The sequence below is a fragment of the Sphingobium sp. SG1 genome (genome assembly GCF_057063145.1).
In genome coordinates, this window is the sequence record NZ_JBVVOJ010000027.1 from 17,787 (window position 1) to 29,410 (window position 11,624).

Genomic DNA, 11,624 nt, shown 5'->3' on the forward strand with positions numbered 1-11,624 from the left:
GGGAAGAAGGGGAATGGATCAGAACCCAGCCGGGAACAAATGATTGCCGGCGTCGTCGAGGCGCAGGATCACCTTGCCGGCGACGGCGCTGATCGGCAGGTCGCCATAGAGATGGGGGAAGAGGGCGCCGCCGCGCGACACTTCCCATTTGATCGCCTCGCCAAAGGGGGCGAGGTCGATCATCAGCATCACCAGCCGATCCTGTCCTGCGAAATGCTTGGCCGCCGTTTCGGCCGCCTGATCGCGCGTGGACATGTGGATATAGCCATCCTGAAGGTCGATCGGCGCGCCCTTGAACACGCCGTCGGCCTTGAACTGGTCATATTGCTCGGCAGTCAGGATCTTGTAGGCGAACAGCTCGCTCACGCTTCGCCACCCTCGCTGCCGGTTTCCGGGGCGGCTTCAGGTGCGCCCTCGACGGTGCCTTCGGCCGGTGCCTCCGCATTGTCATCTTCGCCGTCCTCGATCCGGGCGGTGGACACGACATGCTCGTCCTTGGCGACGTTGAACAGGCGCACGCCGGCCGAGTTGCGGCCGATGACGCGCATCGACGACAGGCCCATGCGGATCAGCTTGGCCTGATCGGTCACGAGCATCAGATGATCCTCATGCGCGACCGGGAAGCTGCCGACGACCAGGCCGTTGCGGGCGATATTGTCGATATTGGTGATGCCCTGGCCACCGCGACCGGTGCGGCGATAATCATAGGCCGAGCTGATCTTGCCATAGCCGTTGGCGCAGACGGTCAGGATGAACTGTTCCGCCTGGGCAAAGGCGGCCATGCGTTCGGCGCTGTTGATCGCCGGGGTCGCCTCATTCTCCTTCCACGGCGCAGCGCGCAAATAGTCGTCGCGTTCCTCGGTGGTCGCGTCGAAGCCCTTGAGGATCGAGAGCGAGATGACTTCGTCGCCGTCCTTGAGCGTCATGCCGCGCACGCCGGTCGAGGTGCGGCTCTGGAATTCGCGCACGTCAGTGGCGGCGAAGCGGATCGCGCGGCCCTGGCGGGTGGCGAGCAGCACGTCATCCTCTTCGGTCAGCAGGGCGACGCCAATCAGGCGATCGTCGCTGCCTTCGTCGAAGCGCATGGCGAGCTTGCCGTTGCTGGGCACATTGGCGAAGGCATCCATGCTGTTGCGGCGCACGGTGCCGTTCGCGGTGGCGAACATGACGTGCAGTTCCTTCCAGCTTTCCTCGTCCTCTGGGAGCGGCAGCACGGTCTGGATGGTTTCGCCCGGTGCCAGCGGCAGCAGGTTGATCATCGGCCGGCCGCGGGTGGCGGGGCCGCCCTCGGGCAGGCGCCAGACCTTGAGGCGATAGACCTTGCCGGCGGTCGAGAAGAACAGCACCGGCGTGTGCGTCGAAGTGACGAACAATTCGGTGACGGCATCCTCATCCTTGGTCGCCATGCCCGAACGGCCCTTGCCGCCGCGGCCCTGGGCGCGGAAGCTCTCCAGCGGGGTGCGCTTGATATAGCCCTGCACGGTGACGGTGACGACCATCTCCTCGCGCTCGATCAGATCCTCGTCATCAATGCCGTCGGCGGCAGGGGCGATGACCGACACGCGCGGCGTGGCGAATTCGCTCTCGATCGCCTCGAACTCTTCGCGCATCACGGCGTAGAGCTTCACCCGGTCACCCAGGATGGCGAGATATTCGGCGATGGCTTCGGCCAGTTCGGCCAGTTCCTTACCGATTTCGTCACGGCCGAGTGCGGTCAGGCGATGGAGGCGCAGGTCGAGGATGGCGCGGACCTGCACGTCGCTGAGCTTGTAGCTCTCGCCGCTGACTTCGGTTTCGATGGCCTCGACCAGGGCGAGATAGGGCGCGATCTCGCCGATCGGCCATTCGCGCGCCAGCAGCGATTCGCGGGCGGCGGCAGGGCTGGCCGAACCGCGGATGATCTTCACCACCTCGTCGAGGTTGGTCACCGCGACGACCAAGCCCAGCAAGATATGGGCGCGGTCGCGCGCCTTGTTCAGCTCGAACTTGGTGCGACGGGTGATGACCTCTTCGCGGAACTTGACGAAGGCTTCGATGATCTCGCGCAGGCCCAGCAGTTCCGGGCGGCCGCCACGGATCGCCAGCATGTTGGCGGGGAAGCTCGACTGGGCCGGAGTGTTGCGCCACAGCTGGTTGAGGACGACGTCCGGGGTGGCGTCGCGCTTCAGGTCCATGACGATGCGCACGCCTTCGCGGCTCGATTCGTCACGAATGTCGCTGATGCCCTCGATCCGCTTGTCCTTGGCGGCTTCGGCGATCTTTTCGACCAGGCCGCTCTTGCCGACCTGATAGGGGATGGAGGTGAGGACGATCGAGCGACGGTCGCCGCGGCCTTCCTCCACCTCGTGCCGGGCGCGCATCAGGATCGAGCCGCGACCGGTATGATAGGCGTTGCGGGCGCCCGACTGGCCCAGGATCAGCGGCGCGGTCGGGAAATCGGGACCGGGGACGATCTGGATCAGTTCGTCGGTCGAGATTGCCGGGTTTTCGATATAGGCAAGGCAGGCGCGCAGCACTTCGCCGAGGTTATGCGGCGGGATGTTGGTCGCCATGCCGACGGCGATGCCGCCGGCGCCGTTGACCAGCAGGTTCGGGAAGCGGGCGGGCAGCACCTGCGGCTCGCTTTCCGATGCGTCATAGTTGGGCGTGAAGTCGACGGTGTCCTTGTCGAGATCGTCCAGCAGCGCGGTCGCGACCTTGGCCAGGCGCGCTTCGGTGTAACGCATGGCGGCTGGCGGATCGGGATCCATCGAACCGAAGTTCCCCTGACCGTCGATCAGCGGCACGCGCATCGACCAGTCCTGGGTCATGCGCGCCAATGCGTCGTAGATCGAACTGTCGCCATGGGGGTGATATTTACCCATGACTTCACCGACCAGACGGGCCGACTTGCGATAGGGGCGGTTGTAGACGAAGCCCGATTCCTGGGCCGAGAAGAGAATGCGGCGATGCACCGGCTTCAGGCCGTCGCGCACGTCCGGCAGGGCGCGGGAGACGATCACGGACATGGCATAGTCGAGATAGCTCGACTTCATCTCATCAACGATGCTGATGGGGCTGATGTCCGAAGGGTCGGCGAGGACGGTCTCGTCGGTCAAGGCGATTCTCTTTTTGGATGGGTGTGATGCGTTCCCACTGCACTAGCCGAGCGAAACAAATCTGTCACCCCTCGCGCGCGCCCGCGCGCCCGCATGTGCAGCCAAGGCGGTGATTGGCGGGCGCGAAGAAAAGCGGAACGAAGCGGCAGCATGACAGTTGCAAAATGCGCGGATATAGGCTTGTTCAAAGCCCGTTCACGCGCCGACCCCTAATCGGCGTTCAACCCGGATGTCGCCTGTGGTCCCCCTGTCAGGCGCGAAAAGGAGATGAGGATCATGCGTTTTGTTACCCCGCTGTCGCTCGCGCTGGCTCTGGCGCTGACCGGCGGCGCCGTTTCGGCTCCCGCCTCCGCCGCGAAGAAGGAAGAAAAGCCGGCCGGCCGCAAGCTGAACGTGTCGCCCGAAGTGCTCAAGTCGCTCCAGGCGGCCCAGAAGGCGTCCGATGCCCAGGATTTCGCCGGTGCCAAGACGGCGCTGACCGAGGCTGACGGCAAGGCGGCGTCGAACGACGACAAGTACCAGATCGGCGCGATCAAGCTGAACACCGGCATCCAGAGCAAGGATGACGCGCTGAAGATGGAAGGCCTCAACCAGATGCTCGACAGCGGCCTGACGCCGCCCGAGCAGACCGGCCAGTTCAACATGGTGGCGGCCGATGCGGCTCTCGCCCAGAAGAATTACGACGTCGCGATTTCGCGTGGCCAGGCGGCGCTGGCCGCCGGCTACAAGGCGGAACAGGTCAACCCGACCATCGCTCAGGCCTATTTCGGCAAGGCCGGCACCGGCAATGCCTCGGCCGAGCCGGCGCGTGGCTTCAACCAGCAGGGCCTCGCTGCGCTGAAGGCGGCGGCGGACGCGACCAAGGCGTCGGGCCAGCCCGTGCCGGCGCAATGGTATCAGATCGGCGTCAGCCGTGCGGCTGCCGCGCGCCTGCCGGAAGTCACCGATTGGGCCAAGTGGGCTTATGCCGCCAATCCGAGCGGTGAAAATCTGCGCACGCTGATCCGTCTGTTCCAGCAGGCGAACCCGAACATCACCAACCGCGAAAATCTGGACGTGCTGCGCCTGATGTCGGCGGCCAAGGGTCTGGTGGTCGCTGCCGACTTCACCGAACTGGCCGAAATGGCGTCGAAGACGGGCATTTATGGCGAGGTCAAGTCGACGATCGACGCCGGCCGCGCCAAGGGCGTGCTGAACGCCAGCCAGGCGGGCGACATCTATCAGGCCGCCGTGGGTCGCATTCCGGGCGACAAGTCGTCGCTGGGTGCCGCCGAAGCGGATGCCGGCAAGGCCGCCAACGGCAAGGTCGCGGCTGCGACCGGCGACGCCTATCTGGGCTATGGCGACTATGCCAAGGCGGCGGCGATGTTCGAACTGGCCAAGCAGAAGGGTGGCGTCGACGCCGACGAGATCAACACCCGCCTGGGCATTGCCAAGACCATGGGTGGCGACAATGCCGGCGCCAAGTCGGCGTTCGAGGCAGTCCAGGGCGGTGCGCGCAAGCAGATCGCCGATCTGTGGCTGACCTATCTGGGCACCAAGGCCTGAATCTAGTATAAGGCGCGCAGATCGTCGCTGGTTCGGCGGTCTGTGCGCCTATATTTTTTTGAATGACCGGCCGGGGGCCGGGATATTGCAGTGGGGGAGGCCTGTCATGGCCAAGCGGAATCCTGTTTTTCTGACTATCGGACTGCCGGTCGTGCTGGCCGGCGCCATGCTGGCGACGCCGGCTGCGGCCAAGAAGAAGATCGTGGTGGCAGGTCCGCCGATCGAGATGTCCGACGCCTTCCGCGCCGACGTGCAGGCGGCCGAAACCGCGATCAAGGCGCGTGACGCGTCGACCGCCAATCTGCGCATCGCCGCGCTCAATCCGACCACCGACATGGAAGCCTATGCCGCGGCCGGCCTGCGTTTCGAGGTGGCGGTGCTGCGCCGGGACATCCAGGCCCAGCGGATCGCGCTGACCGACATGTTCAAGACCAGCTCGGTGCCAAAGGCGGACGCGCCGCGCCTGCGCTTCATCGCCGGCTATCTGTCCTACATGGTCGCGAACTATGCCGATGCGGTCGCGCAGCTCGATTATGCCAAGACGCTGGGCTATTCGGGCATCGACGCCACCATGCTGCGCGCCGACATTGCGATGCGCAAGAACAAGTCCAAGGAAGCCCGCACCTATGTGCAGGAGGCGCTGGCGCAGCAGAAGGCATCGGGTCAGCCGATTCCGGCCGCCTGGTATGACCGCGCCATCTCCATGGCCTATCAGGCCAATGACTGGGATGAGGTGAGCAGCCTCTATCGCGAGCGGCTGGAAGTCTATCCGTCGACCCCCGAATGGCGTTCGGCGCTGACCAACTATCTGGCCGGCCAGGAAAGCGACCCGCAGGTCCAACTGGACCTCTATCGCCTGCAGGCCGCCAATGGCGCCATGGCGAGCGAGCGCGATTACCAGACCTATGCCCAGCTGGCCGAGAAGACCGGCAATTTTGCCGAAGCCAAGGCGATCATCGAGGCGGGCCGTTCGGCCGGCAAGCTGACCACCAGCCAGGCGACCACGGCACAGCTGCTGAAGGCGGTGACGCCCAAGGCGACCAAGGATATCGCCGCCATGCCCGCGCTGGCGAAGAAGGCGGCGGCGGCGAGTGATGGCAAGGCGGCGCTGAATGCGGCCGACGGCTATTTCTCGCTCGGTCAATATCCGCAGGCGGTGGAACAGTATCGGCTGGCGCTGAGCAAGGGCGGGGTCGATCAGGGCCATGCCAATGCGCGCCTGGGCATCGCGCTGGCCCGTTCGGGCGATCTGGCCGGTGGCAAGACCACGCTGGCCCAGGTGACCAGCGGCAACTGGAGCAATGTCGCCGGCTTCTGGTCGGTCTGGGTCGATCTGCAGCATCGCAAGTCGGCGCAGCAGGGCACGGCGCAGACCGCCAGTTGATCGCGGCGCGACATGACAGGAAAAAGGGCCGGTCCCCCCGTGGGGCCGGCCCTTTTTCGTTGCGCCTGCGTGCCGGCTGTCGCGAACTGGCCGGATCAGACCGGCAGCGGGACGCCGGGCAGATTCTTCGACGTGCGGATCGTCAGCGACGTCTTGACGCTCACCACATTGGGTGCCGGTGTCAGCTTCGACGTCAGGAATTGCTGGAAGCTCTGCAGGTCGCGCGCGACCACCTTCAGGATGAAGTCGATCTCGCCGTTCAGCATATGGCATTCGCGCACTTCGGGCAGGGCGTCGACATGGTCCTGGAACGCCTTCAGATCGGCCTCGGCCTGGCTCTTGAGGCTGACCATCGCGAACACGGTGATGGTGTAGCCCAGCATCGCCGGATCGACCACGGCATGATAGGCGGTGATGGCGCCGGCTTCTTCCAGCGCGCGGACGCGGCGCAGGCACGGCGGTGCCGTCAGCCCGACCTTCCGCGCCAGATCCACATTGGTCATCCTGCCATTGTCCTGCAATTCGCCCAGGATCTGCAGGTCGATGTCGTCGATATTGGGCCCCGCCATCAGATTGATTATTTCCTTACCTGTTACTGCGGGCGCATCATAATAATATTTCAGCGCAATGCAATTGTCCCACTATGCGACGCTCATATTGTGCGTCGAAATCACGCTTTCGCTTTGGGTAAGGACTGCTTATCGGTTAGGATGTAACGAACAGCGATGCGGGCATGCCGCCTGTTACCGCTTGAATATGGGGACTTTGGTTGCGCTTCAACGACATCATGCAAACCGTGCTGGCTGCCGACGATCGCAGCGGCGTGGGCGCGGTGACGCTGTGGCGGCAATGCGTCGACCTGCTGGCGCAGCATGATCGTTATGATCGTCCCCCCATGGACGCACCCGATCGCGAGGCTCTGCTCGGCCGATTGGCGCAGTTGCGGCCGCAACTGTCTGAAATGCAGCGAATCGCGACCGTCGTCGAACTGGGCGGCCGGCTGCGTTCGGCCAGCCTGATCCGCTTCTTTGCCGGTGACCGTCCGGCGATCGCCGGCGCGGCGATGGCACGCGCGCGCCTGTCCGATCCGCTGTGGGCTGCACTGCTGCCGCACCTCAGCCCCACGGCGCGCGGTGTGCTGCGCGGCCGTCGCGACATCGGCCCCGAAACGCGGCAGGGGCTCGAAGCGTTCGGCCCGACCGACCTGGTGCTGACCAGCGGCACGAGCGTCCGCGAAGCCGACATGCTGCTGACCGCGGACATGGCGCTCGCGGCCGAGCCCGTGGTCGAGCCGGAAGTTGCGCCGCAGCCGGTGGCCGAACCCGGCCCCGACCAGATCCGCAACCTGGTCGATCGCATTGCGCGCTTCACCAGCACCCGGCGTCCGCCCGAAGAGGCACCGCCGCAGGACATCATCGTCGCGCCGGTGACGCAGCCCGCGCTGCGCGCCGAACAGCCGCATTTCTTTGCGTTCGAGACGGATTCGACCGGCGTGCTGGTCTGGGTGGACCAGGGGCCGCGCGCCGCGCTGGTCGGCCTGTCGCTCGGCGAAATCGCGCTGGAAGGGGCGAGCGGTCCCGATGGCCATGTCGCCGGCGCCTTCCAGCGCCGCAGCGGCTTCCAGAATGGCCGCTTCACCATCATCGGTGGGATGATGGCAGGCGAATGGCGCCTGTCGGCAACCCCCTTCTTCGATCCGCGGTCCGGCCGGTTCCAGGGCTATCGCGGTCAGGCACGGCGCCCCTATTTGCACGAAGTGGCGACGACGCCGTCGGGACCGGTGACGATAGCCGGCCTGTCGGCGGATTCGCTGCGCCAGCTGGTGCATGAACTGCGCACGCCGCTAAACGCGATCCTGGGCTTTGCCGAGATTATCGAACAGGAATTGTTCGGCCCGGCCGGCGTCGAATATCGCGAGATGGCCGGCAATATCGCGGTCGATGCGCGCCATCTGCTGGCAGCGTTCGACGATCTGGATCTGGCCGCCAAGGTGTCGCGCGGCGACGGCATCGGTGCGCCGCAGACGATCGATCCGGCGTTGCTGGTGATGCAGGTCGCGGCCCGTTTCCGCGATCAGGATGGTCGGGCGGTGACGCCGATCGACATCGCCGTGTCGCAGGATCTGCCACAGATCAGCATCGATCCGGTGCAGGGCGAGCGCATGGTGCAGCATCTGCTGCGCACGCTGATTTCCGTCGCGCCCGAGGGCGAGGCGGTAACGGGCGCCTGCTGGTTCCAGCCCGATGGCGCGTCGGGCAAGGTGGTGCTGGCGATCGATCGCCCGTCGACGCTGAGCGGCATGGACGAGGCGCATCTGCTCGATCCGGGCTATACGCCCGAGGGCGACTGGGCGGATGGGCCGTTGCTGGGGCTGGGCTTCTCGCTGCGTTTGATCCGCAGTCTGGCGGCCGGTTGCGGCGGCAGCCTGGATGTCGGGCCGGACCGTTTCCTGCTGCGCATCCCGGTTGACGGGATGGAAGAGGATGTCGTTGGCAATGGCTGATTTTCGGGCTGGTCGGGCGCGGGCTTGACCGGAACGAAACCCTATCGCAACCATTGCGGGATAGGGAAGGGCGATGCAATCAGCTCATCATCATGACGGCAATCTGCTTCGGGCGCCGCTGCCCGAGGACATGATTGCGCTTCCGGCCGCGTTCGGCACCCGTTTCATGCTGTTCGTCGATACCGAAGAGGAATTCGACTGGAACGCGCCCTTCCGCCGGGAAGGCCATGGCGTGACGGCGCTGGCCGGCATGGCGCGCGGTCAGGCCTATTTTGCGGCGGCCGGGGTGAAGCCCGTCTATGTGACCGACTATCCGGTGGTGGATAGCGATGCGGCCGCCGGGATGATGGGGGCGTGGTTGGCAGCGGGCGAGGCCGATGTCGGCGCGCATCTCCATCCCTGGGTCAATCCGCCCCATGTGGAGGATGTGAACGCCGCCAATTCCTATGTCGGTTCGCTGCCCGAGGCGGTGGAGGCAGCCAAGCTGGAGGCGCTGTGCCGGCGGATCGAGGATCGTTTCGGTCACCGGCCGATCGCCTATCGGGCGGGGCGCTATGGCGTCGGCCCCAACAGTGCGCGGCTGCTGGAGGCGGCAGGCTTTCGCCTCGATACATCGGTGCGCAGCCGGTTCGATTACAGCCATCAGCATGGCCCCGATTTCCATGGCCTGCCGCAAAATCCCTATTGGGCGGGGCCGACCCGCAGCCTGGTCGAATTACCGCTGTCGACGGCGATCACCGGTCTTTTGCGGGGCGGGGGCGAAGGGCTTTATCGCGCGACCCAGGCGATGGGGCCGCTGGCCGGCGCACTGGCGCGGGCGCGGATGCTCTCGCGCGTGCCGCTGACGCCAGAAGGCATCACCGCAGCCGAAGCGACGGCGGCGATCGATGCACTGATCGAGGAAGGCGTGCGCGTCCTCAATTTCAGTTTCCATTCGCCCACGCTGGAGCCGGGCCACACGCCCTATGTCCGTGACGAGGCCGATCGCACCGCCTTTTACGGATGGTGGGATAGGGTGCTGAGCCATCTGGCGCGGCGCGGCGTGGCGGCGGTCAGCCTGGATCAGTTGCTGGATGCCATTCCTGCGCGTGCGAAGGCTTGCCAAGCCGCCTGATGCTCCTTATCGCCGCGTTCAAGGTGGGGCCTGTAGCTCAATGGTTAGAGCTGGCCGCTCATAACGGCTAGGTTGCGGGTTCGAGTCCTGCCGGGCCCACCAAGTTTCCCAATCATGTTTACCATTTGTTCTCACCGAGGCTCCGCGCCCCTTGTATTTCGGGGCACCTGAATTACACTTTGTCTCACGCTATCTCGCTCTAGCGCACCCCATGCGGGGGCATCGGCGGGGGCATCAGATTTCAAAGTGGGGGCATCGTGGCTCTGACCGTCGCCGAAGTTAAGAACGCCAAGCCGGGCGAGCGGGACTATAAGCTTGCCGATTCTGCTGGCCTGCACCTGTTCGTATCGACGAAAGGGGCGAAGTCCTGGCGCTTCAAATATCGATTTGCAGGCAAAGAGAAGCGGCTGACCTTCGGCCTTTTCCCCGATGTCACCCTCGCCGACGCGCGCGACCAGCGCGACGCAGCCCGGGCGATCGTGCGGGCGGGCAAGGATCCGGCCGTCGAGGCGGAGAAGGCAAAGCAGGCGGCGATCGCCGCGGCCGGCGCCACCTTCAAGGCGATCGCAGAAGAATGGATGGAGGATGAGACGCCCGGCTGGTCGGCAGCGCATGCGAGCCGCGTCCGCTTCCGGCTGGAGCGAGACATCTATCCCAGCCTGGGCAAGCTGCCGATCGCGGACATCACCGGCCCGATGGTCCTGCGCGAACTGCGCAAGATCGAGAAGCGCGGCTCGATCGAGACGGCCAAGCGGGTGAAGGGTTATGTCCAGGCCGTGTTCGACCGCGCAGAGGGCGAGCATTTCATCGGCGGCGATGCGGTGCTGGCGATCTCCCGCCTGAGCAAGGCGCTGAAGCCGACGCCGACGGGATCGAAGCAACCGGCACTTACGAAGGTGCCCGAGCTGTTGGAACTGCAGCATGCCGTCGACCGCTCCACCTCCGACGTCGTGACGAAGCTCGCCTCGCGGCTGCTCGCCCTGACAGTCGTTCGCGTCGGCGTGCTGCGCCAGGCGACATGGGACGAGTTCGAGGGGATCGATTGGGACAAGCCCGATGCCCCCGCGCCGGGGGCACTCTGGCGGATATCGGCCAGCCGGATGAAGCTGGAGGTCGAGGACAAGGGGAATGAAGCCTTTGGGCATGAGGTGCCGCTGCCGAAACAGGCCGTCGAGATCCTGCGCACCCTCCGCGTCATCACCGGCAAGTATCAACTGCTGTTCCCAGGCGGGAAATCATGGCGAGAGCCGATGAGCGATGCTGCACTGTCGTCGCTTTATAAGCGGATGGCTGGCGGCAAATACAAAGGCCGGATGGTGCCGCACGGCTGGCGTTCGGCATTCTCGACCATCATGAACGAGCGAGCGGCGGCTCACCGATTCGACAGCGACCGAATGCTCATCGACATGATGCTTGCCCACGTGCCCAAGGGCATGTCAGCATCCGAATGGGCCTATAACCGGGCGAGATATCTGGAGCCGCGACGCGAGTTGGGACAGGCTTGGGCTGACATAATCAGCAAGGATCTCGCAGTCCCGCAGTCACTGATGGCGACTTTATTGCCATAAATCGGCTTTTTGCTTATAAAGGCGGGAGCACAGAACTGAACTTCGATTCGCGCCCAGTCTTAGACAGCGACGATGACGGTCAATCATCTGGCGAATTTACTCATCATAGAGCTTCGCCGCGCTAGCGCTAGCGCATCCATCTTCATCGACAGCTGTCGGTTATTGGGAGTGCCCAATGAGCCGCAAGAAAAAGTCGAGGATCGATTGGACGGTGATTATTCAGGCCGGTGTTCTGGCTGCAATCCCCCGTCTCGTTGACCTCATAATGAACTCAATCGGCTGATGCCGGCCCGACGGCGATACCGCCGTCGGGTATCAAATACATGAGGAAAACTGATTAAAAGTCAGTGCAATATCCAATCATTTCAATGCCTGTTCCGCTATATACACGATCTGTTCACGGACGCTA

Annotated in this window: 8 protein-coding genes and 1 tRNA gene; 6 read left to right on the top strand and 3 right to left on the bottom strand. The window is 64.7% G+C overall.

Features of this window, described 5'->3' with window-relative positions:
- Nucleotides 1-18: 18 nt before the first annotated feature.
- Both AC0KVN_RS25735 and gyrA read right to left on the bottom strand, forming a co-directional pair.
- The gene (locus AC0KVN_RS25735) at nt 19-366 is read right to left on the bottom strand and encodes a DUF952 domain-containing protein (RefSeq protein WP_010336100.1); all 348 of its coding nucleotides are present in this window, start codon (nt 364-366) and stop codon (nt 19-21) included.
- On the bottom strand, nt 363-3,098 hold the full coding sequence (gene gyrA / locus AC0KVN_RS25740) for a DNA gyrase subunit A (RefSeq protein ID WP_435568278.1): 2,736 nt from the start codon (nt 3,096-3,098) through the stop codon (nt 363-365). Before gyrA ends, AC0KVN_RS25735 begins: the two co-directional genes overlap by 4 nt.
- 276 nt (nt 3,099-3,374) lie before the next feature.
- Here gyrA and AC0KVN_RS25745 point away from each other — a divergent pair, with 276 nt between their 5' ends.
- Both AC0KVN_RS25745 and AC0KVN_RS25750 read left to right on the top strand, forming a co-directional pair.
- Complete coding sequence (locus tag AC0KVN_RS25745) at nt 3,375-4,646, top strand: YfgM family protein (RefSeq protein ID WP_004207650.1); 1,272 nt, start codon at nt 3,375-3,377, stop codon at nt 4,644-4,646.
- 106 nt (nt 4,647-4,752) lie between these two features.
- Nucleotides 4,753-6,030 carry a tetratricopeptide repeat protein gene (locus AC0KVN_RS25750; protein WP_435568277.1) on the top strand — a complete coding sequence of 426 codons (1,278 nt, stop codon included), beginning with the start codon at nt 4,753-4,755 and terminating at the stop codon, nt 6,028-6,030.
- Between the two features lie 95 nt (nt 6,031-6,125).
- Here AC0KVN_RS25750 and AC0KVN_RS25755 read toward each other — a convergent pair whose 3' ends face one another.
- Nucleotides 6,126-6,599 (bottom strand): Lrp/AsnC family transcriptional regulator, encoded by a 474-nt coding sequence (locus tag AC0KVN_RS25755; protein ID WP_004207648.1) that lies wholly within the window; start codon nt 6,597-6,599, stop codon nt 6,126-6,128.
- Nucleotides 6,600-6,799: 200 nt separating this feature from the next.
- On the opposite strand from AC0KVN_RS25755, the gene AC0KVN_RS25760 reads away from it, so the two are divergent.
- The 4 genes from AC0KVN_RS25760 (at nt 6,800) to AC0KVN_RS25775 (ending at nt 11,215) form a co-directional block, all read left to right on the top strand.
- On the top strand, nt 6,800-8,533 hold the full coding sequence (locus AC0KVN_RS25760; RefSeq protein WP_122129521.1) for a sensor histidine kinase: 1,734 nt from the start codon (nt 6,800-6,802) through the stop codon (nt 8,531-8,533).
- Between the two features lie 73 nt (nt 8,534-8,606).
- Entirely contained in the window at nt 8,607-9,647 is a 1,041-nt protein-coding gene (locus tag AC0KVN_RS25765) for a polysaccharide deacetylase family protein (RefSeq protein WP_435568276.1), read from the top strand.
- Nucleotides 9,648-9,673: 26 nt separating this feature from the next.
- Nucleotides 9,674-9,749: transfer RNA gene (locus AC0KVN_RS25770), tRNA-Ile, on the top strand.
- Nucleotides 9,750-9,904: 155 nt separating this feature from the next.
- Nucleotides 9,905-11,215 carry a tyrosine-type recombinase/integrase gene (locus AC0KVN_RS25775; RefSeq protein ID WP_483656571.1) on the top strand — a complete coding sequence of 437 codons (1,311 nt, stop codon included), beginning with the start codon at nt 9,905-9,907 and terminating at the stop codon, nt 11,213-11,215.
- Nucleotides 11,216-11,624 lie beyond the last annotated feature (409 nt).